Below are 25663 nucleotides of genomic sequence, written 5' to 3'. Positions count from 1 at the left end.
GAAAGCACTGGCGGCAGGTGCTGCCCCGACGTAGGCTCGAAGGCAGTCAACACAGTTCTTCGAAGGAGTTCCGATGAATCTCAGCCACATCCCTCTGCGTCTCAGCACGGGCGCGTTCATCCTTAATTCCGGCATCACCAAGAGGGAACTCGACAGGGATACTGCGGCCTATCTGCAGGGCATGGCAGCGAACGCTTTTCCGCAGGTCAAACAGCTGGATCCGGAGAAGTTCGGCAAGGTGATTTCCGCCGTCGAAATCGGTCTTGGCGCCGCTCTCCTGGTGCCCTTCGTTCCCAGCCGTTTGGTGGGGTTGGGCCTGGCCGCGTTCTCCGGCGGTCTGCTCGCGATGTACTTTCGCACACCCGGGATGACCCAGGACGACGCCGTTCGTCCCAGCCAGGAGGGAACGCCCGTCGCGAAGGACGTGTGGATGTTCGGAATCGCGCTCTCCCTGATCATCGACGGCGGGCGGAAACGCTAGTGCCGGCGCCGCCGTTGGGCGCCGCTGACGCATCGCCATAGTCTTGCAGCTATGGAATCTCCAATTGAAAGCTACCTTGCGCGGATTCACCGGGAGATTGCGGATCTGAAGGACGGCAAGCCGTACAGCACCATTCCGGCGATGGCGAACGTCAATCCGGACAACTTTGGGATCTGCCTCACCACCGTGGACGGGTACATCTACGAGGTCGGCGATACGCGCGAAGAGTTCAGCATCCAGTCGATCTCAAAGCCTTTCACCTATGGTTTGGCGTTGGCGGATCTCGGGCTGGACGCGGTGGACGAGAAGGTTGACGTTGAGCCCTCCGGTGATTCGTTCAACGAGATATCTCTTGCCGAAGGTACCGGTCGCCCGGCAAACGCCATGATCAATGCCGGCGCGCTGACTGCCACCTCGCTGGTCAAGGGAGCTGGCGGCAATACCCGGATCAAGCGGATCGTCAACACGTATTCGGCATTTGCGGGGCGGCAGCTTTCCATTGATGAGGAAATTTTCGCATCGGAGCTCGAACATGGTCACCGGAACCGTGCCCTCGCGTACCTGTTGAGGTCCTTCAACATCATCGAGGACGATCCGACGCCGGTAATCGAGGACTACTTCCGTCAGTGTTCGGTGCTGGTGAACTGCCTGGACCTTTCCCTCATGGCGGCGACCCTGGCCAACAGCGGGCGGAATCCCATGACGGGGAATCAGGTCATGGACATTGTGCCGGTGGAGCGCGTGCTGTCCGTCATGACCACCTGCGGAATGTATGACGACGCCGGTTCGTGGATCAGTACCGTCGGGATGCCGGCCAAGAGCGGTGTGGGCGGTGGAACGATCTCTGTACTGCCGGGGCAGGTTGGGCTGGCGGTCTATTCACCGCCGCTCGATGAGCACGGCAGCAGCGTGCGCGGCATAGCGACAAGCCAGCGGCTCTCGCAGGACATGGAGTTGCACTTTGTCCGGGCAGCGCGTGTGGGCAAGTCTGCTATCCGCTCGACCTACGACATCACTGCCGCGCCATCGGGCATCCGACGCGACGATGAGGCAATGGACCTCATTCGCGATCATGGGCATCGTGCGCGCCTTGTCGAGCTGAATGGTGACCTGCTGTTTGCCGGTACCGAGTCGATGGTCCGCGAACTGAGCAACCTCCCGGAGGAGGTGGAGCTCGTCATTCTGGACCTGCGTCGCGTCGATGAAGTTGCAGATGTTTCCCTCCGGCTCCTGGCTGAGGTCCGGGAGAACCTGGTCGATGAGGGCCGGGAGCTCGTGTTGATAGATGCGGAGGGAACGCTTGCCCATGCTTTCCGCGATGTCGACCGTGAGGTTCCGACTTTTGACACGCGGACGGCGGCGGTTGAATGGTGCGAGAACCGGCTGATTGCAACATACGGGAGCGATCTCGATCTGCCGAGCAAGGTTGACATTTTCCAGTGTCCGGCTCTTGGTCCGCTCAGCGCTGAAGACGTGCAGAAGCTCGCAGACCGGATGGAAGATCGAAGTTACGACGACGGCGATGTCATCCGTCGTATCGGTCAGTCGTTCGGTGGAGTGTTTTTCATTTTGTCTGGAGCGGTCACGACATCGGTGGTCGGTCCCACCGGCGATCGGGTGAAACTGACCACCCTTAGTGCCGGGATGACCTTTGGGGAACTTGCGCTCGGCAGTGACGATCGGCAGGAAACCACGGTCAAGGCGTCCGGAAACGTTGTCATCAAGCTCCTCACGGCGGACGCCATATCTCGCTTGGAGTCGGAGGATGAGCGGCTCGCTCTTGAGCTGTGGAAAGCCCTGACCCGGGACGCATATACCCGGGTGGATCTCTATCTCAGGGAAACTGCTGTCAGGATCCGCGACTGACCGGGCGCTGCGCACCCGCAGCACCGCCGGTTACCTGTTACACCCCAGATGAACGCAGGTCGTGTTCGTGATTCGCACCCAGTCCTGCAGGCGTAACCTCAGGGCCGCGGATCAGTCGCCAACATCCCCATCACCACGGCGTCAATCCACTCGCCGTTCCACCGCAGCGCATCCCGCAGCCGCCCCTCGACCCGGAATCCACACTTCTCGTAAGCCCGTTGTGCCCGTGGATTGAACGCGTACACCTCCAGGCTGATGCGGTGCACCCCGATAACATCGAACGCATGCCCGACGACGGCTCGCGTCGCCTCGGTGCCATAACCGTGACCGAATCTTGAATCAGCATTGAGTGCAATCCGGAACCCGAGCGATGAATTGTCCGCGTCGTAATCATTCAGCACCACTTCACCGATGTGGGACCCATCCGACGTAAGGATGATCGCCCAATCCGCCCGCCCGTCAGTCTCCGCAAGCCCCGCAAGCCACGACTCGATCTGCGGCCGCCTGAACTGCCCGTGGGTTCCGGTCAGACGCATCGACTCGGGGTTCTGCAGCCCAATCCAGGTTCCTTCCACATGCTCCGGGCCCAGCGGTTCAAGGCGCAACCTTGCGGTGGTCAGGACCGGCGGCGGGGTGAAATGAACCATCAGTCGAGTTTAATGTGCGGCCGAGCCTAATGTGCCAGCGGAGCGGCAGGTGCCTCCTCGCCGTCGTGCATTGACGACGACGGCGGCGGACCGGCCGGCGCTGCCGGCTTACGGACGAACAGCGCTGCGACCACGGCAAACAGGAAGATGACCGCTCCACACAGGAAGGCCATCCGGATGCCGCCTGCCAGAGCGGGCACCTCCGCGGTGCCGGCGGCCATGAGCGCGCCTGTCTGCAGCGTCATGACGGACACGAAAAGCGCGATGCCCGTAGCCCCTGCTAGTTGCTGAACGGTGCCGACAACCGCACTCGCGTGGGAGTACAGCTGCGGCCGCACTGAGCCCAGAGCCGAGGTGAACAGAGGAGTGAACATACCGGCAAGCCCGATGCTCAAAGTCACGTGGCAGGCCAGCACCCACGGGATCGGGGTCGAAGCATCAATCAGGGTCAGCGCCCAGAATGCCGATGCGACAAGCAGCGCACCCGGAACCACCAGAACGCGAGGCCCGTGTTTGTCGAAGACACGCCCGACAACCGGTCCGAGAAGACCCATGGCGAGCCCGCCCGGCAGCAGCATCAAGCCGGCAGCCGCTGGTTCGAGACCGAGTACATCCTGCAGGTAGATGGGCAGCAGGATGACTGTTCCGAACAGCGCCATCATGCTGATGGCCAGCACGAGGATCGACACTGTGAAGGTACGCGATTGGAAGGTCCGCAGGTCAAGTAGCGCACGGTCGCGACGCTGCAGCACCAGTTGGCGTGCGATGAAGCAGGCCAGCCCGACGAATCCGACGGCGAGCGGCACCCAACCCGGAATACCCGATCCGGCTGCAGCCTCGCCGAATTGGTTCAGTCCATAGACGATCCCGCCGAACGCGAAGGCGGAGAGGATGACGGAGAGGACGTCGATCGGCGTGCGTCGCGGCGTGGTCACGTTCTGGATGCGGATGCCGCCAAGGACCAGCGAACCGAGGGCGATGGGAAGCACCAGCCAGAACATCCAGCGCCAGTCCAGCACACTGAGAATGATCCCGGAAATGGTGGGGCCGATGGCGGGCGCCACTGAGATGACGATCGAGATGTTCCCCATCGTCTTGCCGCGCGACGACGGCGGCACGAGAGTCATGACGGTGGTCATCAGCAGCGGCATCATGATCGCGGTTCCGCTGGCCTGGATCACCCGGCCGACGAGCAGCATCTCGAAACCGGGCGCTATCGCAGAGACCAGGGTGCCCAGGCTGAAGAGGGTCATGGCCGCGAGGAAGACCGGCCGAGTGTTGAAACGCTGGATGAGGAAGCCCGTGATGGGGATGACAACCGCCATGGTGAGCATGAACGCCGTCGTCAGCCATTGTCCGGCCGAGGCGGTGATGCCCAGGTCATCCATGAGGCGCGGCAGCGCCACTCCCATGATGGTCTCGTTAAGGATGACCACGAAGGCCGAGACGAGGAGCAGGGAGATGACCAGCCGGTCGCGAGGAGAGACCTCGCTGACCTCGTCGATCTGGTTCGTGCCGCCGTCGGCCTGAGTGCGTTTGTTGGTCGTTTGCGACACGGAAGGGTCCCCCTGAAGATACTGAACGGCGCGCAGGAGTGTGCGCAGCCAGAAGTAACAAGCACGGCCGGCCGCAGCTTATTCCCCGAGTACCGTCTCCGGCGTACTGTTATTTCTGAGCGCACCGCTGACGGAGAGAAGGTCCTTCTGATGTCCATCCCACCGCCTCATGAGCCGCATCCCGATCCGTCCCAGCCACGGCCGCCGGGGGAACCGGCGCCGGAGCCGCAGCCCGCTCCTACCCCGTACCCCTTTCCTGATCCGGCACCCGACACCCCTGGCGTGCCGCCGGAGCCCGGGCCCGGCCCCTCACCGGACAGGCCTATTCCGGAACCGGGGCCGTCAATACCCCCGCTGCCTTGACCCGCGATTGATCAGCTACCTGATTGTTGCTACGATTCCATCAGCTTGAGCAATGGGCACAGTGACAACTCCTGTGGAGATCCCGTGGAAGACAAGCTTCGCATCCTGGACCTGCCGGCCGAGGAACTCCCATCGGCTCGATTTGATGCATCCTTGCTCAGCACCAGCGAGCTGAAACTCAGATGCAACGAGTACTTTGCCCTGCTTGACCAGCTCAACCCTCCCGAGTGCCTGCTGGCCGACTATGAAGCGGCGTGCGACGAGCTGAGGCAGCGCCTTGCTGCCGCATCCCCCTCGCTGGAGACGGTCTGATCCGCGCACAGCACCGGATGGAAACAAGGTCCGGCGCGTTGAGCTGGCAGGACACGCCGTAAATGGTGAGCCTGAAGGGGTGTGTCCTGCACACTCAACGGTAGAAACACAGCCAACCGTTCGGAGATCGTTCCGCAGTGACTGACCTCGCCGACATCGCGTCCGAGCTCTACTCGCAACCCCTGGACGAGTTCACCGCGGCCCGCAATACCCGCGCGAAGGCCCTCGATGACAAGTCGCTCGCCAAGGAAGTCCGCGCGCTGCGCAAGCCGTCGGCGTCTGCCTGGCTGCTGAACATGATGGCTATTCACCGCGGCGACCAGTTGCGGCAGGCGCTGACACTGGGTGCGGCGATGCGCGAGGCACAGGAACAGCTGGACCGCAGTGAGTTGAAGAAACTCGGAACGCAACGCCAGCAACTTATTGCAGCGCTGGTCAAGGACGGCGTCGCCCTGTCTGAAGAACTTGGTCACCCGGCAAGTTCAGCTGCGGCCCTCGAAGTGGAGCAGACCCTGCGGGCAGCAATGGCCGACGCCGGTGCTGCCGCTGCCGTTGCTACCGGCCGCCTGATCCGGCCGCTGGAGGCGACGGGCTGGGAAGCGGTGGATCTCGCCGGAGCAGTGGGCGGGCCCTTCGACGCAGGCGGCGCGGTGAACAGCGGCGACGCGAGCGCTGATGCAGCTGATGCAGCTGATTCCGCTGATTCCGCAGATGCGACGAAGGCCGATGCGGCGAAGAAGGCGGAAGACGACCGCGCTTCCGACGCACGCGCTGACCTTGAGGACGCAGAAGATCACTTTGAGGAAGCCGGGTCTGCGTTGAAGCGTGCACGCGAGCGAGTCGATCAACTCGACCGCGACCGTGACGCGCTAGTGGCTCAGGTAAGGGACCTGAGAAAGCGGATTCGCGCCCTGGAACAGGACATCGACGTCATTGATGATGCTGCCGATGATGCGGTCCGCGAGCGCACGGAGGCTGATCGTGCAGCAAAGGAGTCAGCCCGCGAGGTGGAGCGCGCCCGCAAAGCGCTCGAGAAGCTCACCCGGTAAAAGCTCATGCGGCAAAAGCTCACCCGGTAACGTCGGAATAACGATCGCCGCCGCCCACAAGGTGACGCTCTTCACCTCGTAGGCTCCGCCGTCGCTCGCGTTTCCCGAACCCGCGCCGTTCGGGTAGAAGTTCTGTCTGAGCACTAGCGGGTCACGCCTCAGACCGTACGGTCACGAACCGGTCAAGACCGGTTGAATACGTTAGCAAGCGTGCTTAGTGTCATAGATGGCGCTGGCAGCTACGGCTGCCAGGCGCCGCCACCCTCACCAGAAAAAGGAGAACGATATGAACACGCGCAAGCACATGTCATGGACCCGAACTCTGGCTCTTGCAGGAATCCTCCCGCTGGCCGCACTCGGCCTGACGGGTTGCAACGGCACATCCGGTTCGGAAGAAGGTGCCGACGTCGAGGATGTGGTGGAGGAAGACAACGAAACTGCTCCCTACAACGGCGCCCTCGATTCCGAATTCTACGATGCCTACCAGAGCTACATCGGCGAGGAAGTAACTGTCTCCGCCGACGTCAACGAGATCGTGTCCGACACGTCCTTCACGATTGCAGGGACGGATGACACCACCGTCGAGGCGCTGCTGGTGGTTCTGGAGGAAGGCACGGTCGAAGTTGAGCCGGGCGCGGCAGTGTCGGTGACCGGAACCGTCATGGAATCCTTCGACCTGCCCACCGTCGAGGATGACACCGGATTGGACCTCGAAGAGGACGCCTATGCCGACTACGACGGGGAAAATTACATCGTGGCCAGCGAAGTGGATGTCGAGGATAGCTGACGCTCGGCAGGAGTACCGTAACGGGATCGTGAGGTCAGTCAGCACACTGAAAAGTCAAGAATGGGAGACATGGCAGAGATGAGAGCAGACAAGCGCAGGTATCTGAAAGCAACCGAGCACGACGACGCCCCATCCCGGCGGCGCAGTGCCTGGCTGATCATCGCCGCGGCTGTCATTTCGGTGGTCTCGCTCGCACTGGGCGCGCTGCAGTTGCAGTCTGTGCAGCGCGCCATCGGTATCCCGCTTCCGGAAATGATGGTCGGTGGGTACGACGCCGACTACGTCGAGGCAGTCCGTGACCTCCTGGACGCTGCGGTCATCGAGCGCTACCAGAGCGTGCATTACCTCTGGTTCCTGCTGTTTCCCGTGGCGTTCGCCGCGCTGATCATCCTGCTGGTCCGCCGGTTCAGCCGCTCACCGCTCCGCTGGCTCTTCTACGCCGTCGCCGTGCTCTATGCCGCCGTGCATATCGCCGAGAACCTTGTGCTCGAAGCTGCTCTCGCCTCCGTAGAAATCACATCCTCCGAAGTGGCCTTCGCGAGTTTCCTGACGACGGCGAAGTTCATACTCTTCGCCGCCGCCATCCTTGCCTTTGCCCTGTCCTTCACCCTGAACCGGACGACCAGCCGGCGGCAAACCCGCCGCTAGGTCAGCCGTTCTCGACGGGCCGCTCGCCGAGGGTGATCTCCACCTCCGAGGTTTCGCCTTCGCGCATCAGCTCCGCTGTCACCGTCTCCCCCGGATTCAAAGAGCGCAGTGCGGCCAGGAGCTGTTCCGAGCTGGCGAGCGGCTCACCGTTGAGGGACACCAGAATGTCTCCCGCTTGAATCCCGGCCTCGCCGGCCGGTCCGCCTTCTTCCACCGCGAGCACCGCAACGCCCTGCTCAACGCTGACGCCGAGCTGCTGGGCAATCTGCGGCGTGATGGTGCGAGGAGCCAGGCCGAGGAACGCGTGTTCAGCCGAACCGTCCTCGAGGAGTTCCTCCACCACTTCGACGGCGGTGCCGGCCGGGATCGCAAACCCCAGCGAGACCGCGCCCGCCTGCGGCGGAATATAGGCCTCGCTGATTCCCACCACCTGGCCCTGACCGTTGACCAGTGCTCCGCCGGAATTGCCCGGGCTGATGGCCGCGTCTGTCTGCACCAGGTCGACGAGCGACGCGCTGTTAGTCGCAGAACCCGGAATTTCCCGATGCAACCCGGAAATGATTCCTGCGGTTGCCGTGTTCTCAAAGCCCAACGGGCTGCCGATGACAACCGCCAGCTCTCCCACCTCCGGCAGCTCCGTCTGGAACTCGGCGGGCGGAAGACCAGTGCGGTCAGCCTGCACAAGTGCGAGGTCGGTGACGGCATCGGTGGCAACCACAGTGCCGGTGACGCGCTGTCCGTCGGCAAAGGCAACCTGCACTTCCTCCGCACCGCGCACCACGTGTTCGTTGGTGAGGATCAGCCCGTCCTCGGTGTAGATCACACCACTGCCCAGCCCTCCGTTGTCCAGGAAAATGGTCACCACGGATGGCTGGACGTCATCGATGATTTCCGGAATGTCCGCCACCGTGGCGGCCGGCGAGTCAGCGGCGTCGCCGCTTCCCCCCGCCGTTTCACCCGATGTTGCACCCGCCGTTTCACCCGTCCCGGATTCCGTCTCCGGTTCATCCGCGGCCGTGCACCCCGCCAGGGCAAGGGAAGCAACAATAGCGACGGCGGCGAGGCGCTTCATTCCCGGCGGCTGATTCTGTGGATCGTTCACGGCAGACTCCTTGCAGTTGGCGATTGTCTACCCTCATTCCTACCAACTATGGAAACTGACCAAAAGGCGCTAACCCTAGCGGCGGCCGGATGACCGCGCCGGAATGGAATGCAGGCGCACCTCGCCGAGGACGCCGTCGTGCGCTTGTGCAGTAAGGAAAGTGCAGTTGGGTTGCCTGCGCCGGTCCGTCGGCGAGCCGGGATTGAGCAGCCGCATACCGTTCGGTGTGGTGGTGTCCCAGGGGATATGACTGTGGCCGAAGACCAGCACGTCAACATCGCTGAACATGGCATCCATGCGCTTCTCCCGGTTAGTTGCCGCTCCGGTTTCGTGGATCACTGCGAACCGGATGCCCTCGATGTCCGCCCGGGCAATTTCGGGTAGCCGCGCGCGAAGATCAGCACCGTCATTGTTCCCGTAAACACCGATGAGGCGCTGCGTGCGGTGCTCCAGTTCGTCGAGTAGCTCCACGTTCACCCAGTCACCGGCATGGACGACGACGTCGGCAGCCTCCGCCTCCTCCCACACCTCTGGTGGGAGCCGGCGGGCGCGCTTGGGCACATGGGTATCGGCGATGATGAGCAACCGGGTAGCCATATGCCCAGTCTGGCACGTGCGTCCGACGGTCCAGCCCGTGTGGGAAGCTCAGGGGATGACTGTATTGATTGCCGGATGCGGCGACCTGGGTACGCAGGCGGGACTCTATTTTGCGGAAGCAGGGCAACGGGTTGTCGGGTGGCGGCGGTCCGCAGACAAGCTGCCGGCCCGGATTGAGGGTTCCTCGGTTGACCTCACAGGCAAGCTGCCGGCCATCCCGGCGGACACCGACGTCGTGGTCATCGCACTGACTGCGGACGGGCGGACCGAAGCTGCCTACCGCGCTACCTACTATGAGGGCACCGCAAACCTGCTCGGGGCACTCGCCCGCGACGGGGTTGAGCCGCGGCGGATCATTTTCGTTTCCTCGACCGCCGTATACGGCAATGACGACGGCGGCTGGATCGGGGAGAGCACGCCGCCTGCGCCGTCCACCGCCACTGGCACGGTCCTGCGTGAAACGGAGGAACTGCTCACCGAACGTGCGCCCCAATCGGTACTGTTGCGGCTTTCGGGTATCTACGGACCGGGACGCACCCGGTTGATCGATCAGGTGCGGAACGGCACGGCGCACGCGGGCGGCGCTCCGCACTGGACCAACAGGATCCACCGCGACGACGCCGCGGCGGCCATCGTACACCTCGCAGGACTCGAGGCGCCGGCCACGGCGTATCTTGGCACCGACCAGGAACCGGCGCTGCTGGCTGAGGTCCGACAGTTCATCGCGGAGGAGCTGGGATTACCCGTGCCGCCTATTGAAGCCCCCACTGAAGAGCGCGAGGTCACCGGCAAGCGCTGCAGCAACGTGCTGCTCACGTCAACCGGTTTCACCTTTACGTATCCGACCTACCGGGAGGGGTACCGGGCAGTTCTGCAGGGCGTAGGCGTTCGACACCCCTGACGCGAGTGGCCTGGTCCCCAAAGACAATAATAAGTACCCTTTCTATTTTGCCTGAGTGTGCCTACTCTTGGAAACGTGCACACCGGTGGGGCAGCCGTTCCACCGATCTGGAAGCTCCATGAAGCCAAACAGAGAAGGTCCCGATGGAAGAAACATTGAGAAGCGGTCTCGCGACCGTGGTCGAGTTCGTGCCGAAGCTGTTGCTGTTCCTCGTCATCCTGATCGTCGGGCTGCTGATCGCCAAAGCGATTTCCAAGGCGCTGGACAAACTGCTCGAACGTGTGGGATTTGACCGCGTCGTGGAACGCGGCGGCGTCAAGAAGGCGCTCGCGAAGTCATCACTGGATGCCAGCGACATCATCGCCAAGATTGTCTACTACGCGCTGGTGCTGTTTGTACTTCAGTTTGCTTTTGGAGTCTTCGGGCCGAATCCGGTCAGCGATCTGCTTGAAGGCATCATTGCCTTCCTGCCGAAGATCATCGTCGCAATCATCATCGTCATCGTCGCAGCCGCCATTGCCGCGGCGGTCAAGAACCTCATCCAGGGCACCCTGGGAGGGCTTTCCTACGGGAAGGTCCTGGCGAATATCGCAAGCGTCTTCATTCTCGGCATCGGCATCATCGCGGCTCTCAACCAGGTTGAGATCGCCACCACGGTGACCACACCGATCCTGATTGCCGTTCTGGCTGCAATTGTCGGAGTCATTGTGGTCGGCGTCGGCGGCGGGCTCATCAAACCCATGTCGCAGCGCTGGGAGCACTACCTCAACCGGGCTGAGGAGGAAGCACCGCGGGTGAAGGCTGAGGCCCAGTCATCGCCGCCGGCCTCCCAGCAGCTCAAGGGCCAGGCACAGAAAGCCAAGGCACAAAGCCAGACCGCGGACACCTCCGGTAGCCACCAGGTGAACCAGACGGATGACCCGAACGCTCCTCGATTCCGTTAGGTTCCGGCTCCTCCGAAGCACTTCCCGTTCCAGAAACCCAGAGAGATAAGGAAAAATCATGAACATCGACAAGCAGCAGATCATTGACCTTCTGAAGAATCAGGGCAACCAGGACAAGGCGCAGCAGGCTGACCAGGAACTGCCCGATCAGGTGGACACCGAGCGTGATTCCGGCCTTCTGGAAAAGCTCGGCATCAACCCACAGGACCTGCTCGGGAAGCTCGGCGGCGGCGGTGGAATCGGCGGCCTGCTCGGCTAGTCACCTGGCAAGGAAGCAGTCCACGAGGGGGAGGGTTCGCAGTGCGTACCCTCCCCTCCTCTTGTACTGGCTACCACATGAGAGTGTCATGAGAACCGGAAGAAGATCCTTGAGCTCCTCCCAACTCTGCGCTTTCATGGAAGGACGACGACGGCGGACAATGAGGAGGTGCCTGACATGCAGCTCCCACCTCCGCCCGGCAGAACGCCCGCGGCCGCGCCTTCCGCACGGCCGGTGCCACGGAGGCGCATCGGTGACCCGACGGGCGAAGTGCTGGATGGCCGCTACACCGTCGGTGCCCTGCTTGGCAGCGGTGGGATGGCCGAGGTCCACAGAGGCCACGATCGGGTACTGGACCGGGACGTCGCTATCAAGCTCTTCCATGGTCAGCCGGACGCGCAGCTCTCCGACCGTGAGCGTGTAGAGGCGCAGTTGCTGGCCGGGCTGGATCACCCGGGCCTGGTCAAGGTGCATGATGTCGGAAACTCCCCTATAGCCGGTTGGGTCGTCATGGACCTGATCGATGGCCCGGACCTGCACCGGCTCCTGCGCGACGGCCCGCTGGGACCGGAACAAACGTGGGCTATCGGCCACGACGTTGCCCGGGCACTCGCGTATGTGCACGCGAAAGGAATTACCCACCGGGACGTCAAACCTTCCAATGTGCTGACCCGCGACGCCGAACCGTCATCCGGGCGTTTCGGGTATGTTCTGACGGACTTCGGCATAGCCCGCAGGGTGGACAGCGACCGGCTCACCGCGACCGGCGAGACAATCGGCACTGCAGCGTATTTCAGTCCCGAACAGGCCCGCGGTGAAGCGGTTGACAGTTCGACCGACATCTACGCGCTGGGCCTTGTGCTGCTCGAATGCCTCACCGGGGAACCTGCCTTCGAAGGCCGAGGGCTGGAGACGGCGCTTGCCCGCTTGCACCGCGCCCCCGAAATCCCGGCAACGATCAACCCCGCCTGGCGTGAGCTTATTTCACGCATGACGGCGGAAACCGGAAGCGCGCGGCCAACGGCGGCCGAGGTCGCGAATGCCCTGGCCGCTCAGCGGAACGCTTTACTTGCTGACGCGCGCGCCGCCGCTGCGGATACCGCGGTCGAAGATGGCGGGCCTGCAACCAGAGTCCTTCCCGGCGCAGCCCACGGTTCGCCTCCGGTGCAGGATCCGCACTCCACGCGCAGGGCCTTTGTCCTTGGACTGAACGAACACTCAACTCAGCGCCCGGAACCCAACGAAAGACCCCGCGCTTCGGGTAACCGGAGGCCCGCCCCACGGAACCGGCGCTGGTGGGTGGCCGGCGCCGTCGTCGTCGTTCTGGTTCTGGTGGTGCTGGGAGCGGCGCTGGCGGGGCTGTTCAATCAGGCGCCCGCCGTGGAACCTTTGCCGTCAGTTCCCGGTGTTCCCGGCGAGAGACTGTCTGAACTCTACGAAAGTGTGCAGCCATGAGGTCGAAGCGATACATGATTGTCCTCGCGTTGGCCTTGCCGGTGCTTGGAGGATGCGGAGGCGCTGAAGCTCTTGACCCGGGTGCAGCGCAGTCGCTTCAGCAGCAGGTGAGGGAAATTGCCGTTGTTACGCAGGAGGGCAACCTTGAACTTGCGGTGGACCGTGCGGAGGCCCTCAAAGCCGCGGTTCAGCAAGCAGAGGATTCCGGCGCCGTGACACCGGGACGGGCGGAGCGGATCCAACAGAACATCGAGGCCTTCATCAACTCGGTGCAACCAGCCGAGGTCCCTGCGCCAACCGCACCGGCCGTACCTTCCACTGAACCGGCCCCCGTTCCCCCGCCCCCAACTTTTACAGCGCCGGCCAAGGGCCTGTTGGAAGACAGCAGGGATCCCGGAGAGACCCAGACGGACCGCGACAGGGAGCGGGCGGAGGAGGTCGCCGAGGAACTCCAGGAACAAGCCGAGAAGCAGGAGAAGGAAAGACAGAAGCAGGAAGAAGAGAACAGCGGGGAAGACTAGCATGCGCACCATCTCAGGAAACTGCTACCAACTGCAGCGTTCGAAAGGAGCCAACGGCTACCTTGTGCGCACGCCAAGCCACACCGCCCTCGTTGATCCCGGAATGGCCAGCGGGTATGACGCCCTGCTTGGCGAGTTGCGCGATGCTGCTCCCATTGTTGGGAAGGTGACCGACATTCTGCTCACCCATTACGATGCCGACCACGCCCAGACCGCCCGGCGCCTACAGCATGACCTGGACGCAACGGTATGGCTCGGCGCAGCGGATGCCGCCATTCTGCGCCGGGAAATTGCGCCTCCCACCCGCGTGCGCCGGACGCTTTTCCGCCTGGCTCGGGTTGAACTCCCTGCGACGGTGACCGAGCTCGACGGCGACCGCGAACTTTTCGAGGGCCTCACCACCTTCCCCATTCCCGGTCACACTCCCGGTCAGATGGCCTTTCAGCTCGACGACGTACTGTTCACGGGTGACGCAGTCCGGGTTGAGCGCAACGGGACCATCAAACGCTTTTATAGCGCCCTGAACAGTGATAATCCGCTCGCTGCACGCACTACCGCGGACTTGCAGCGCAGAATCAATGCCGGTGGTGTCAGCTGGGTGTGCCCCGGACATAACCCGCCGGCACGTGTGAACGTTTCCTAGTTGGCAGAAGGCCAGTATCGGTCCGGTACATCGAGGACTAAGCTCATCTCACACTGAAAAATCTCAGTGAACTGCAGGGCCGGTAACCGGTCAGCTGAGAAGGGCGGGACCCATGGCAGAGCGAAGCACGTCCGAGCGTTCAGAGGACGCCTCACTGCTGAAGGTTCTGGGTAACTGGGATGCCCTCGCGCTGGGGTTCGGAGCGATGATCGGATTCGGTTGGGTGGTGCTCACCGGCGGCTGGATCGGATCCGCGGGGACCCTCGGTGCGGTCCTGGCCATGGTGGCAGGCGGCGTCATCATGGGCGTCGTGGGGCTCACCTACGCGGAACTGACTGCCGCCATGCCCAAAGCGGGCGGAGAACACAATTTCCTCCTCCGCGGCATGGGTCCCCGCTGGTCATTCATCGGATCCTGGGCAATCACCGGCGGGTACGTCACCATTGTGGCGTTCGAGGCTGTGGCGCTTCCCCGCACCGCTCTCTACCTTTTTCCCGGCCTGAACCAGGTGCCGCTCTGGGAGATCGCGGGAAGCCAGGTGCACCTGACCTGGGCGCTTGTGGGCGCGATTGCCGCCGTCGTCATCACGTTCATCAACATCCGCGGTGTGAAACTTGCCGGTGTAGCCCAAACCTTTGTGGTGCTCTTTCTCCTGATCATCGGTGCGGTCCTTGTGCTCGGGTCCTTCACCGGCGGATCCACAGAAAATATGCAGCCGCTCTTCACCGGCGGATCGGCGGGGTTCTTCGCTGTCCTGGTGGTGGTGCCGTTCCTGTTCGTCGGGTTCGACGTGATTCCGCAATCCGCAGAGGAAGTGAAGATCCCCGCCCGCCAGATCGGCCGGCTGGTTGTCATCGCCGTGATACTCGCAACCATCTGGTATGTCATGACTATCCTGACGACGTCGTCAGCCATGCCTGCTGGAGAAATCGCGCAGGCGGACATCGCCACTGCGGATGCGATGGGCGCCCTCTTCGGGAGCGATTTGATGGCCAAGGTGCTGATCGCCGGTGGAATCGCCGGAATTCTGACCTCCTGGAACTCGCTGCTGTTGGGGGCATCCCGGTTGATGTATTCCATGGCACGCTCGGGAATGCTGCCGGGCTGGTTCGGGAAGCTGCACCCGACCTACCGGACACCGGCGAACGCACTGCTGTTCATCGGTGCCCTGTCCTTCCTCGCGCCCTTCTTCGGAGAGGCGATGCTGGTCTGGCTGGTCGACTCGGGTGCACCCAGCATCGTGATCGCCTACACCCTGGTCGCCGTGGTTTTCCTGATTCTTCGCCGGAAGGAGCCGGCAATGGAACGGCCGCTTCGGGTCGGTGGTGTTGGTAACGGCGGCCAGGCGATTGGCATCGCAGCGGTAGTGCTGTGCCTGGCCCTACTCAGCCTGTACCTGCCGGGGATGCCTGCGGCTCTGACTCCCCCACCGTGGATTCTGTTCGGGCTGTGGTGGGTGCTTGGCCTGTTCTTCCTTCTTCGTATCCCGCGTGGCATCAAACCGGGTGAGGACGCGGAGCACCGGCTGCTGGCGGCGCTGAACAAGCGCTAGCAGCGAGGGCGTCCGTCAAGCCACCGGCAGCCCGCCCCGCTTCGCCCGGCAGGCTCCTGCGGCCACTAGGCTTGAGCCCATGCGCACCTTCCGCCGCCTTCAATTGTTTGCCCTTACCCGTTCGCTGGTTGCGCGGGCGGCCATGGCGTTCGCCGCCGTGCAGGCGCTGGTCATCGCCGCCATCGTGATTATTGATGCAGTGGAAAAGAAGCTGCGCAGCAAGCGTCCGGGCTTTCCGCACCCCGGAACATTTGAATCAGAAGTGGCGGGATCGAAAACCGCCGTCATTACCTACGGGCATGACCTGTACGAGGACATGCTGGCCTCTATCCGGAACGCCCGGCACACCATCATGCTGGAGACCTACATCTGGAAGGGCGACGCCATTGGACGCCAGTTCAAGGACGCGCTGAATGAGGCGGCGGCCCGTGGTGTGAAGGTGTACGTAATCTATGACGGGTTCGCCAACCTCGTTGTTCCGTTCACGTTCTACCGGTTCCACCCGAATGTGCAGGTCTTCCGGTTCCCGGTACTGCGCCCGTCGATCGTCTTCACGAATATCCGGGGTACAGGCTTCGATCACCGCAAAATCATGGTGGTGGATGATTCCATCGGGTACGTCGGAGGCTACAACATCGGGTCGCTGTACGCCTCGAAGTGGCGTGATACCCACCTGAGGATCGAAGGAAGGTCCGTCTGGGAGTTGCGCCAGGCGTTTGTCGCTTTCTGGAATTCCGCTCCGACACAGCGCCATCGCGCGTTGGAGGAAACCAGTGCGGAGTTCTGGGAACCGCGGCTGCGCGCCGTCAACAACATTCCGGCCAACCTCGTTTTCCCGATCCGCGGGGTCTATCTGGACGCCATCAATCGCGCCCACAGCCACATCTACATGACCACGGCCTACTTCATCCCTGACCGGCAGATCCTTGAGGCGCTCCTGCGCGCCAGTAAACGCGGGGTGGATGTCCGGGTCATTCTGCCGGAGGACTCCAACCATGTGGTCTCCGACTGGCTGTCCCGCGGGTTCTACTCGGCACTGCTGCGCGACGGTGTGAAGATCCTCCTGTACCAGAACGCGATGATTCACGCGAAGACCGCAACTGTGGACGGCGAATGGTCCACGGTCGGAACCGCCAACATCGACCGGTTGAGCTTGACCGGTAATTACGAAATCAATATCGAACTGTTCGATGAAAAGCTCGCCTCCACCATGGAGCGAATCTTCGAGATTGACAGCAGCAATTGCCGGGAACTCTCACTCGAGGAATGGGAAGGCCGCCATATCGTGGCACGCGTCAGCGAAGCGATCCTCGCTCCTCTGCGGCCATTCCTCTAGCATGCATCACGGAGCAAAGGTGGGCCCGGGAGATAGAGCCGAGTTTTTATCGACGCAGAAGCGGTCAAGGTACCCGACTTTGGACTGATGCACGTGATCGGCCATCAGCTGCTGTGCATCCGCGGAGTTGCCGGAGTCGATCGCCGCAAGAATGCTCCTGTGCTCGCTCCAGGACTCCTTGCCGCGGTGGTCGACGTCCGTTGCGTAGAGCCATTCGATCTTGCCTGCGATCTGGCGCAGCAGCGCCGTCAGCGAGGCGCTGCCGCTCAATTCCGCCACACCCAGGTGGAACCGGATGTTGAGTTCGGGCAGAAGTTCGAGCCGGTTCTGCGCGACGGCGGCATCCCCCTCATCGAGCACTGCTGCCAGTGCTTTCCGGGCCTGCCACCACTCAACGCTGGGCGCACCTGAATCGAACTGCGCAGCAGCCCGGTGCGCTGCGCGCCGAGCCGTCGCTGACTCTAGCGCTTCGCGGACAAAAAACAGGTCCTCGGCGTCGTCAGCCGGGATCTTCGACACTGTGGAGCCGGCATAGGGCTTGGACTCGACGAAACCCTCGGCCTCCAACGTGCGGAGCGCTTCCCGTACCGGAACCCGCGAGATCCCATACTTGCTGGCGAGCGCTGCCTCAGTCACGCGGGTGCCCGGCGGCAACGCGCCGAAGATGATATCCCTCCGGATTTCGTCCTGAATTCGCTGCTTCGGTGCGGCGTCTTCGCTATCGGCCGGCTGCATAGCCCTGCGCTCCGCGCGGGTTGGCCGCAGCCATCAAAACTCCGGTCGCCGGGTCGCAGACAACAGCGGACAGCCGGCCGAGCGCCCACTCTCCAGCACGGGTGACGACGTGACCGCGTTGTTCCAGGTCGGCGATGACCTCCTCACCCAGCCGGTCTTCGACCACGGCGCCGCCAGGCTCCCAGGTGCGTGGGAAGAATGAGCCGGGTATCGACGTCGTATGCAGGGACGGCGCGTCGATGGCCTGCTGCGGTGAGTAGGCGCCGACAATCGTGCGCAGGATATAGACCAGCTGCCACTGGTCCTGCTGGTCGCCGCCGGGCGAGCCGAGTGCAACAACGGGCTTGCCGTCTTTGAGGATCAAGGTTGGTGTCAGCGTGGTGCGCGGCCGCTTTCCCGGCTCCAACGAGGACGGTGCGCCCTCCTCGAGCCAGGTCATCTGCAGTCGGGATCCCAGGCAGAATCCTAGTTCGGGGATGGTAGGAGATGATTGCAGCCAGCCGCCCGACGGCGTCGCGGAAATCATGTTCCCCCACTGGTCAACCACGTCGATGTGGCAGGTGTCGCCGCGTGTCTCGCCGTCGCGGGAGACTGTGGGCTCCCCTACCCCCGCGAAGCCGTCCTTACCCGTGAGCGCCGGCGGGGTGTATTCCGTCCGCAGCGGCGGTGTGAACGGCGTATGCCCGGGGACAGTCCCGGGGCGGAACTCGGTGGAAGCCTGATCGGTGATAAGCGCCCTGCGCTCGGCTGCATATTCTTCTGATAGCAGGTATTCCATCGGCACGTCGGAATCACCGTAGTATGCCTCGCGGTCTGCGATGGCCAGCTTCTGCGTTTCCAGGATGGTGTGCGCGCCGAGGGCTGTGGACGGGTCCAGGTGATCGTCCCCGAATCCGTTCAGGATGGCGAGGGTCTGCAGCAGGGCCGGACCCTGGCCCCAGGGCCCGGTCTTGGCAATGGTGTAGCCGCGGAAGTCGAGAGTGGTGGGCTCCTCGTAGCCGGCCTGGAAGTTCGCGAAGTCCTCAAGGCTCATCACTCCCGCGTGATCCTGACCCGACGAGTGGCGGTGCGGTGTACTGATGAAGTCGACTGCAGCCCGGGCGACGAAACCTTCGCTCCACTCGCGCCGGGCGGCGTCGATGCGTTCCTCGCGGGAGCCTGCACCGCTCCCTGCAGCAATGAGTCGGTCAAGGACTGAGGCGTAAGCCTCGTTTTTCACGATGTCCCCTTCTGCCGGGATCTTCCCTTCCGGCATCCAGAGCGCTGCGGAAGTGGGCCAGTGTTCGGTGAAAAGCTCCTTGACGGCGTTGATCGTTGCACCGACCCTGCCCAGCACCGGGTGCCCGTGACGGGCGTAGCGGCAGGCGAAAGCCAGGACGTCGGCAAGTTCCCAGCTGCCATGGTCCCGGAGCAGCAGGAACCAGGCGTCGACGGCGGCCGGGACGGCGGCTGCGAGCGCTCCGGCGCCTGGAACCAGCTCGAGTCCTTCGGAGAGGTAGTGCTCCCGGGTTGCACCGGCGGGAGCGGGTCCCTGTCCCATCAGGACCACGGGCTTTGAGGGGTCTTCCGCGGTGGCGAAGACCCCGGTCATGTCGCCGCCGGGACCGTTGAGGTGCGGTTCAACGACATGGAGCACGAAGGCTCCGGCGACAGCAGCATCGAAAGCATTGCCGCCGCGTTCCAGGACGGCCTGCGCAGATGCCGTTGCCAGCCAATGCGTTGAGGCGCTCATGCCGAAGTTGCCTTGGAGCGTGGGGCGGGTAGTGAAGGAATCCGGGGCGACAAAAGCGGGCATCGTTGTCCGTTCGGGGAGGCGTTCTTGGGTAGTTTCGTATACAAACTACCGTGTTGACCGACGTTCGTATACCTTTTTGGGGAACCGCGGTTGCTGGCGGGAACAGCCTGCCGGTGCTGAGGCCGCGTCCCGCGGCGAAGAACCGGCTACGGTGTCCTAGGCCTCAAAGTGGGTGGTTGCGCTCGCGTTGTTCACCGACTCGACAACAGCCGCAGCAACCGCATGAAGCTTCACGTTTCGTGCGTTGGAGGCGGCTTTCAAAATATTCACCGCTTCATCCTGGCTGCAGCGGTTCTGGCCCATAATGATGCCCACTGCAAGGTCTATGGTGGTGCGGTTCTCCATTGCGACACTCATGTGCTGACTGTGCTCCATTAAAGTGGCCACCCGGACAGCTATCTGCAGTGAACGGGAAGCCCTGCGCGCGAACTGCTCTGCGGCGTCGATGCTTTCGGCATTGAACGCGAGCGGTTCACGGCAATACAGATCCAGGCCTGCATTGGCGTCGCCCTCAAGGAGGATCGGCACTCCGAGCGCTGAGCGGATGCCATGCCCCGCAACAGCTCCCGTGTACTCGCCAAAACGTTCCTCTTCCTTGAAGTCCTGAACAACGACCGTGGTGTGCTCACGCGCCGCGCGCAAACAGGGGCCGTCATCGAAGGCGTATTGGACCTCGTCCATGTTGCGGGCTTCCGCGCTGCTGCTGGCCACCGTCGCCGCGCGCTTCGGGCGCAGGAGGGTTACGGCCGAGTACATCGTCTTACCGGTGATCTCCCCGAGTTCACGAGCGGCGATCTTCACCATCCCATCAAGAAATTCGTCGATCTGCGCGCTCTCCAGCACGAGGTCCTGCAGCTCGCCGCGGATCGAATTTTCCTCAACTTCACCCGTCACGTTCAAACCCGCCTCTACTCAATGGTGATGCACCTGCACGATAGCAGGACGGCTCGGGGGGGGGTTGTGGGGCTGAATGGACACCCGTAGCCTGAATTCAATAAACAGTCTACTTACTATCGGAGGCCGGTTGTGAAGATCAGCGATGTCACCTGGAACGAACAGGCCCGGGAGAAAATTCTTGTCGATGCGGACAAAGCACTACAGGAAGCGGTGAAGGAGGCGGCGGCTGCGCACTCCGGCGGTGACCGGGATCAGGTGTACAAGTTCCTGTTCGAGAAGCTGCAGCCCCAGTTCGTTGACTTCGAGCCGGGGCCGGACCTCAGCGAATACGCGGACGCAATTGCCAACGGCGAGTTCAACGAGGAGTAGCTCATGGCTGCTGAGGTGCAGGTAGAGAATAATTCCGACGCCGGGAAATATGAGGTCACTCTCGACGGCAAACCGGCCGGTTTCGCGGCGTACCGCCTCCAGGACCAGCAGGTCATTTTCACCCACACCGAGGTGGATTCGGCCTTCGAGGGTCACGGACTCGGAAGCGCCCTCGCACGGTTTGCCCTGGACGATGTCCGGGAACGCGGGTTACACGCCGTGCCCCGCTGCCCGTTCACCGCTGCGTACATTGAGCGGCATCCCGAGTATCAGGACCTGGTGGCCAGCTGAGAAGCTAACGACGACGGCGCCACCACGGTGAACGCTTCGCTGCCTTCTGTTGGGCTGCTTCCCGATCAACCCCTCCCTTTTGCGCGGCCGTTTCGTTCTGCTCAACCTGCGTATGGCGTGCTGCTCGACGTTCACGCCAGCGTTCAATTTCCTGCTCAACGTCCCGCATCCTGGTCACCACGGGCGGTCCACCCAGGAGCTGTCTGCGGGCATCAACGACCTGCCGGTTGAAGTCCTCGAGTAGCTCGCGGACCTTGCTCTCCATGTACTGCTGATCCAGCTTTCCGTCGAGTTCAGCGTCCTCTGTGCGCAGGCGAAACGGCGCGGGTGCAAGGCCGGAAAGCTGCTCCCTCTCGATCAATCCTTTGACCCACCAGTCTGGGTCAAGGGTTGTGCCGAGGCCGGGAATCGGCTTGCCGGCGCACTTCAGATTGTCGAAATCACCGCGCGCGGTTGCCTGCCGGATCTCGAAATCCGCCTTGGCAGCGAAGTCCGTGATCGGCGCTTGCTCTTCTTCGTCGTCGTCGACCTGCTCGATGGCCTCCGCGCCGCTGCTTCCGGAGCGGCGCGCGGCCCGATATTCCGAAACGCGCTGCATGCGTCTGGTGTGTTCATTTCTGTCGTTCATCGTCACCCGCTTCCGCTGATTCCCTCCAAGTATTCCGGCAGTGCGGAATGCGGGGCAAGCCGCCGGAGCCGCGGCTCCTGCCCTAGGTACGGACTGGGCTGGCGCGGCGCAGGGAACTTCATCCGGCTTCGGCCCCTCAGTCTCGGAGCTTCCTGAGACGGTAGGTCAGTTTGGCGCGTCTGTTGCGGTCGTGGCCCAGGGCTTGCGTCTTTTCGATGTGCGCCTGGCCGTAGCGGACAAGCAGCAGATCATCGGCGGCGCGGACGTGGCCGGGAGCGAACTTGTACTGCACTTTGCGGGAGATGGCATCCCAATCGGCGGAGGCGACCAGTTCGGAGGCTTGCTGTACCGTTGTGACGCCGTGAATTTCAAGCAGTTCGCGTAACCACTCGTACTGTTCGACGCGGCTTCGCGGATTGCTTGGCAGCGCCTGTTCGAGAATGCTTTCGAGGGCCTCACCCGTGAGGGCCACCGGAAGGAACCTGACCGCTTCGCCGGGGTTGGCCTTTTCGGCCGCGACCACACTGCTGATCGTGCTGAACTGGTTATCCGCCAGTTCGATCAGACCGGATGCCAGAGTGAACGCCCGGTTGACCTCAGGAGGCACCGGGCCTGCGCTTTTGTAGCGGATGTCATGCTCAAACTCCGCCCAGGCGTGCTGCAGAATGGTCCGAAACTGCACTTCGAAGCGTTCGCCGATGTGGTTGCGGCACCCGTTCGGTGCGGTTAGCTCACTGATCCTCAGGACGAGGTGCTGACCCGAGTAGCCGAACTCCCCCTTTTCCCGCTGTTCGGCGGTCTTGTCGACGTGGGCAATAACGTCGAAGGAGTTGCGCAGGGCCGTCATTGCCCGCTCTACGTCGAGCTGAAGGAAGGTGATGACCCGGATGCCGATGATGTCATCGATGCCGCGCAGTCCGTCCGCGTACTTCAGGTTTCCATCCGGATTACAGCGCCTCAGTTTCTGCTCCAGGGACTGGTGATCCTTCACCCGGTATTCGATCGCGTGATAGTTGAGGCCGTCGTCGTCGAGGCGGGCGGCGATGGCATCCTGGATAGCGTTGGCGGCTGCGCGCTTCTCGTGCTGGGACGCAGCATATTCCTCGAGCCACTGTTCGATGAGCCGGTCATGGGTGAGATCCGGGTCCATACGCCTCCCTACGCTGCGCCGGGTGAACCCAAGCTACTCCCTTTACCGGCTCACCATCAGGTCAGGACGGGCGACCATGTTGCTTTCGCTGAATTTCGATCAGGAATTCCCGGCCGGTATCGGTCACCTTTTTGTCTCCGGATAGGACGTCTTCGGACTTCGCCAGAACGTTCAGGCACTCCAGTGTCCGAATGACGTCACGCACCAGAGCCCGCCCTTCCCTTTCGGTGATGGGACCGTGGTCGTAAGCGAAGCCGCGGGCTGTCAGGATTTCGGCCATTATTCTTCCGCGCAGGTCATAGGACGGGAGGGAGCCCTTCACCAGCCACCGCACGACGACGGCGTGCACCAGCTCCATCGCCGCCGCCGGCGGGTGCGCAAGACGGTCGGAGAGGTACTCCCACAGCGCGGCATCGTTGGTCACGAGCCGTCTGCCGTTGGGTGTGAGTACAAGTTTTCCCTTGTACTTGCGCACCAACTTCCACTCCTGCACCTGGTGGCGAAGATCCAGGATAGGGAGTGTCTGCGCCTCACGATTGAACTTGCCGTACCAGCGGTCGGTCCATCCCAGCTCCTGCATGGCTTCCTGCACAACGGACGGTTTCAGATACCCGTCCTTGGTGAGTTCAATGCCTTCGGCGCCAACCCGCTGCAGAAGCCACTGGACAGGATGGACGACGGCGGCAATCACCTCGGGTGACAACGCCGGGCGCCAGAAGAACCTTGCGAGCTCCGTGAGCTGCTGATTAATCGCCTTCACGTCGACGTGTGCCGCATCAAACGCGGTTGCGGCCTCCCCCGACACCGACTCCAACCAATCGACGGCATCGGCGGAGTCCTGCTGCTGACCCTTCAGCGCCTCGATCAGCTTGTAGTAGCCGTGGATGCCGCCGCAATCCTCTACCGGACCTCTCCTATTGGCCGCAATGCACTCGAGGTGGGCAGGCAGCACCGGATCGTTGCCGACGACGGTGACGAGATGGTCCCAGGCATCGCCGAAGTCGTACTCGTATGCCAGCACTGCGCCCGTCCAGCCGGCAACCGCCACGAGCTCTGTGTGGGATGCGTCTTCTGCCTCGAGCTCAGCAGCCGACTCAGCTGCAGTGAAGTCTCGTTGGCCCCGGAAGGTGTCACTCACAGAGAACTGGTAAAGGTGACGATCCTGCCAGCCGAAAGCTGTCTGAATGACTTGGTGCAGGTCGCTCAGGAGGATGTCCGCCGGGACGGACAGGGTTCGTTCGATTGGTGGCGACGATTCGTCGATCACAACGTGCAGTTGCAGGCCGGGCACACGATCGGTCATAGCCGTGATCATCTCATCCTCGCCGGGCGTCTTCCTGCTTTGGGCGGCGCGTGGCATTCCTCCTCACGAACGACGACGGCGGCAATCACCAATCCGTTCCGCGCCGAGCTGCGACAGTCGGACGAGCCAAACGGCGCAGTGCCGCTTATTCGCAGCCGACGCCGTCGCCGTTTCGGTCGAGGTGAGCAGCGTACCCCGGCTGCCACGCGTAGACGGGGGCAGCGCCGGCGGCTCGGGCTGCATCACAGTTCTTGTAGTACACGTTCGCCGGCGCAGGTGCGGGGGCCGGCGCAGGGGCGGGTGCCGGCGCCGGGGCTGGCGCGGGCGCGGGTGCTGGGACCGCCTGCTCGACAGCCGGTTCCGGCTCAGGGGTAGGTGTGGGCGAAAGCTCGTTGGTAGGCGCCATGGTGTCTGCGCAATCCGACAGAACCCGCGCCATTGCGTCATGCTCGGCCTGCGTGACCCACAGGTTGTAGGTTGCCTTCACGGAGATCTGCCGGGCGACGTATTCGCAGCGGTATCCGCGGTTCGGCGGAAGCCAGGTTGCGGCGTCACCCGCACCCTTCTGTGCGTTGGTCGGGCCGTCCGTGGACTGCAGGTTCAGCGGGTCGTTGGCGAAGGCCACCCGTTGTTCGTAAGTGAGTTGCTGGGCGCCCTTCTGCCACGCGTCGGCGAGCGCAACCATGTGATCGATCTGCACGTCAATGCTGGTCTCCTGCCCGCGGAGGAAGGGGATCGTCGTTGCCGTGTAGGGGTCATCCAGGGTGCCGGAACGGACTTTGCAGGGAACTGAGTTCGCGTGCACGATGTCCCGAAGGTCGCGGTTCAGCATGTCATTGCGGGCGTCGCAGCCGTTGCGGTCGACATCGAGCCAGGCCTGACCAAACTCATCCCGGTCATAACCCGTCTTCGGTGCGCGCCCCTTGATCGGCAGCGTCTCAAGCAGCGCGAGCGCCTTAACGCCATATTGGGGCTGATCGCTGGGAGCATTCGGGTCTCCTTGAGCGTCGACAACGGTGTCCCCGTCTATCGGCGCAACATCGGGACTCGGGGTAGGTGATGGCTTCGGCGTGGAAGATACGGTTGGCGTCGCTGTTGGCGTCGCTGTCGCAGTCTGTGACGGTTCAACAGTGGCGGTCTCGGTTTGCTCGGCCAAGGCCGCGGGAACCGTATCCTCCGCGGAGGGCGTGATGGACCCGCCGACCAGGAGCGCAACAACGCTTGCCGCCGCGACGATGAATCCTGCCTTGCGGCCAGCGAGCCGTGCCCAGGAGCCGCGCCCCGTGAGCACCGTGTAGAGCCCGGTGAGGAGCGCGAGGAGACCCGCCATGACAAGAGCTCCCCCAATTCCGCCCGAGATCAGACCGATAGCCAGAAGGAACAGACCAAACCCCGCAACAATGAGCGTCGATGCCCTTGCCTTGCTCCTGGTCCGAGTCTGCATACGGGCAGGATTTTGAGCAGGAGGTAGCGCAG

Annotated in this window: 27 protein-coding genes; 16 read left to right on the top strand and 11 right to left on the bottom strand. The window is 63.0% G+C overall.

Annotation, left to right across the window (positions count from 1 at the left end; genetic code table 11):
- Window positions 1–73: 73 nt before the first annotated feature.
- Together ACZ2GY_RS03990 and glsA are read left to right on the top strand one after the other, a co-directional pair.
- The gene (locus tag ACZ2GY_RS03990) at window positions 74–481 is read left to right on the top strand and encodes a hypothetical protein (RefSeq protein WP_471673075.1); all 408 of its coding nucleotides are present in this window, start codon (window positions 74–76) and stop codon (window positions 479–481) included.
- A 51-nt stretch (window positions 482–532) separates the two neighbouring features.
- Window positions 533–2347 carry a glutaminase A gene (gene glsA / locus ACZ2GY_RS03985; RefSeq protein ID WP_471673074.1) on the top strand — a complete coding sequence of 605 codons (1815 nt, stop codon included), beginning with the start codon at window positions 533–535 and terminating at the stop codon, window positions 2345–2347.
- 98 nt (window positions 2348–2445) lie between these two features.
- Here glsA and ACZ2GY_RS03980 read toward each other — a convergent pair whose 3' ends face one another.
- Window positions 2446–2994 carry a GNAT family N-acetyltransferase gene (locus tag ACZ2GY_RS03980; protein ID WP_471673073.1) on the bottom strand — a complete coding sequence of 183 codons (549 nt, stop codon included), beginning with the start codon at window positions 2992–2994 and terminating at the stop codon, window positions 2446–2448.
- 26 nt (window positions 2995–3020) lie between these two features.
- On the bottom strand, window positions 3021–4499 hold the full coding sequence (locus ACZ2GY_RS03975) for an MDR family MFS transporter (RefSeq protein WP_471673539.1): 1479 nt from the start codon (window positions 4497–4499) through the stop codon (window positions 3021–3023).
- A gap of 498 nt (window positions 4500–4997) precedes the next feature.
- Between ACZ2GY_RS03975 and ACZ2GY_RS03970 the strand changes: the two genes are divergently transcribed.
- The 4 genes from ACZ2GY_RS03970 to ACZ2GY_RS03955 all read left to right on the top strand — a co-directional run bounded on the left by ACZ2GY_RS03970 (window position 4998) and on the right by ACZ2GY_RS03955 (window position 7709).
- Entirely contained in the window at window positions 4998–5225 is a 228-nt protein-coding gene (locus tag ACZ2GY_RS03970; RefSeq protein WP_056549018.1) for a hypothetical protein, read from the top strand.
- A gap of 137 nt (window positions 5226–5362) precedes the next feature.
- Window positions 5363–6274 carry a transposase gene (locus tag ACZ2GY_RS03965; protein WP_471673072.1) on the top strand — a complete coding sequence of 304 codons (912 nt, stop codon included), beginning with the start codon at window positions 5363–5365 and terminating at the stop codon, window positions 6272–6274.
- A gap of 286 nt (window positions 6275–6560) precedes the next feature.
- Window positions 6561–7061 carry a hypothetical protein gene (locus ACZ2GY_RS03960; protein ID WP_471673071.1) on the top strand — a complete coding sequence of 167 codons (501 nt, stop codon included), beginning with the start codon at window positions 6561–6563 and terminating at the stop codon, window positions 7059–7061.
- A 69-nt stretch (window positions 7062–7130) separates the two neighbouring features.
- The gene (locus tag ACZ2GY_RS03955; protein WP_157359117.1) at window positions 7131–7709 is read left to right on the top strand and encodes a hypothetical protein; all 579 of its coding nucleotides are present in this window, start codon (window positions 7131–7133) and stop codon (window positions 7707–7709) included.
- Between the two features lies 1 nt (window position 7710).
- On the opposite strand, the gene ACZ2GY_RS03950 is transcribed toward ACZ2GY_RS03955, so the two are convergent.
- Entirely contained in the window at window positions 7711–8811 is a 1101-nt protein-coding gene (locus ACZ2GY_RS03950) for a S1C family serine protease (RefSeq protein ID WP_471673070.1), read from the bottom strand.
- Window positions 8812–8886: 75 nt separating this feature from the next.
- A complete protein-coding gene (locus tag ACZ2GY_RS03945) occupies window positions 8887–9408 on the bottom strand; it encodes a metallophosphoesterase family protein (RefSeq protein WP_471673069.1) in 522 nt (173 codons plus the stop codon).
- A 55-nt stretch (window positions 9409–9463) separates the two neighbouring features.
- Here ACZ2GY_RS03945 and ACZ2GY_RS03940 point away from each other — a divergent pair, with 55 nt between their 5' ends.
- The 8 genes from ACZ2GY_RS03940 (at window position 9464) to ACZ2GY_RS03905 (ending at window position 17019) form a co-directional block, all read left to right on the top strand.
- Window positions 9464–10309: an SDR family oxidoreductase gene (locus ACZ2GY_RS03940; RefSeq protein WP_471673068.1), complete on the top strand. Its 846-nt coding sequence runs from the start codon at window positions 9464–9466 to the stop codon at window positions 10307–10309.
- 143 nt (window positions 10310–10452) lie between these two features.
- Window positions 10453–11253: a mechanosensitive ion channel family protein gene (locus ACZ2GY_RS03935; protein ID WP_277358635.1), complete on the top strand. Its 801-nt coding sequence runs from the start codon at window positions 10453–10455 to the stop codon at window positions 11251–11253.
- Between the two features lie 58 nt (window positions 11254–11311).
- Window positions 11312–11512, top strand: coding sequence for a hypothetical protein (locus tag ACZ2GY_RS03930; protein ID WP_056549029.1), 201 nt, complete (start codon window positions 11312–11314; stop codon window positions 11510–11512).
- Window positions 11513–11689: 177 nt separating this feature from the next.
- Window positions 11690–12967 (top strand): serine/threonine-protein kinase, encoded by a 1278-nt coding sequence (locus ACZ2GY_RS03925; protein WP_471673067.1) that lies wholly within the window; start codon window positions 11690–11692, stop codon window positions 12965–12967.
- Window positions 12964–13488 carry a hypothetical protein gene (locus tag ACZ2GY_RS03920; protein ID WP_471673066.1) on the top strand — a complete coding sequence of 175 codons (525 nt, stop codon included), beginning with the start codon at window positions 12964–12966 and terminating at the stop codon, window positions 13486–13488. Before ACZ2GY_RS03925 ends, ACZ2GY_RS03920 begins: the two co-directional genes overlap by 4 nt.
- A gap of 1 nt (window position 13489) precedes the next feature.
- Window positions 13490–14131 (top strand): MBL fold metallo-hydrolase, encoded by a 642-nt coding sequence (locus tag ACZ2GY_RS03915; protein ID WP_471673065.1) that lies wholly within the window; start codon window positions 13490–13492, stop codon window positions 14129–14131.
- Window positions 14132–14243: 112 nt separating this feature from the next.
- The gene (locus ACZ2GY_RS03910; RefSeq protein WP_471673064.1) at window positions 14244–15683 is read left to right on the top strand and encodes an APC family permease; all 1440 of its coding nucleotides are present in this window, start codon (window positions 14244–14246) and stop codon (window positions 15681–15683) included.
- Window positions 15684–15762: 79 nt separating this feature from the next.
- Entirely contained in the window at window positions 15763–17019 is a 1257-nt protein-coding gene (locus ACZ2GY_RS03905; RefSeq protein ID WP_471673063.1) for a phospholipase D-like domain-containing protein, read from the top strand.
- Between the two features lie 6 nt (window positions 17020–17025).
- Here the strand turns inward: ACZ2GY_RS03905 and ACZ2GY_RS03900 are convergent, their stop codons facing one another.
- From ACZ2GY_RS03900 to ACZ2GY_RS03890, 3 genes are all read right to left on the bottom strand, one after another.
- Window positions 17026–17754 carry a GntR family transcriptional regulator gene (locus tag ACZ2GY_RS03900; RefSeq protein ID WP_277358645.1) on the bottom strand — a complete coding sequence of 243 codons (729 nt, stop codon included), beginning with the start codon at window positions 17752–17754 and terminating at the stop codon, window positions 17026–17028.
- Window positions 17738–19549: a gamma-glutamyltransferase family protein gene (locus tag ACZ2GY_RS03895; RefSeq protein ID WP_471673062.1), complete on the bottom strand. Its 1812-nt coding sequence runs from the start codon at window positions 19547–19549 to the stop codon at window positions 17738–17740. The genes ACZ2GY_RS03900 and ACZ2GY_RS03895 overlap by 17 nt, the downstream gene beginning before the upstream one ends.
- A 156-nt stretch (window positions 19550–19705) precedes the next feature.
- Window positions 19706–20443, bottom strand: a complete 738-nt coding sequence (locus ACZ2GY_RS03890; RefSeq protein WP_471673061.1) for a GAF and ANTAR domain-containing protein — start codon at window positions 20441–20443, stop codon at window positions 19706–19708.
- 132 nt (window positions 20444–20575) lie between these two features.
- Between ACZ2GY_RS03890 and ACZ2GY_RS03885 the strand changes: the two genes are divergently transcribed.
- Complete coding sequence (locus ACZ2GY_RS03885; protein WP_277358648.1) at window positions 20576–20815, top strand: hypothetical protein; 240 nt, start codon at window positions 20576–20578, stop codon at window positions 20813–20815.
- 3 nt (window positions 20816–20818) lie between these two features.
- Window positions 20819–21106, top strand: a complete 288-nt coding sequence (locus tag ACZ2GY_RS03880) for a GNAT family N-acetyltransferase (protein WP_471673060.1) — start codon at window positions 20819–20821, stop codon at window positions 21104–21106.
- A gap of 4 nt (window positions 21107–21110) precedes the next feature.
- Here ACZ2GY_RS03880 and ACZ2GY_RS03875 read toward each other — a convergent pair whose 3' ends face one another.
- The 4 genes from ACZ2GY_RS03875 to ACZ2GY_RS03860 form a co-directional block, all read right to left on the bottom strand.
- A complete protein-coding gene (locus ACZ2GY_RS03875; RefSeq protein WP_471673059.1) occupies window positions 21111–21734 on the bottom strand; it encodes a DnaJ family domain-containing protein in 624 nt (207 codons plus the stop codon).
- Between the two features lie 136 nt (window positions 21735–21870).
- The gene (locus tag ACZ2GY_RS03870; RefSeq protein WP_471673058.1) at window positions 21871–22884 is read right to left on the bottom strand and encodes a GTP pyrophosphokinase; all 1014 of its coding nucleotides are present in this window, start codon (window positions 22882–22884) and stop codon (window positions 21871–21873) included.
- A 61-nt stretch (window positions 22885–22945) separates the two neighbouring features.
- A complete protein-coding gene (locus tag ACZ2GY_RS03865) occupies window positions 22946–24244 on the bottom strand; it encodes a plasmid pRiA4b ORF-3 family protein (RefSeq protein WP_471673057.1) in 1299 nt (432 codons plus the stop codon).
- Window positions 24245–24332: 88 nt separating this feature from the next.
- Window positions 24333–25631: a GmrSD restriction endonuclease domain-containing protein gene (locus tag ACZ2GY_RS03860; RefSeq protein ID WP_471673056.1), complete on the bottom strand. Its 1299-nt coding sequence runs from the start codon at window positions 25629–25631 to the stop codon at window positions 24333–24335.
- Window positions 25632–25663 lie beyond the last annotated feature (32 nt).

Source organism: Arthrobacter sp. KKT183 (genome assembly GCF_055657625.1).
Note: the sequence above shows the minus strand (reverse complement) of the source record. Positions and strands in the feature narration are given on the sequence as shown.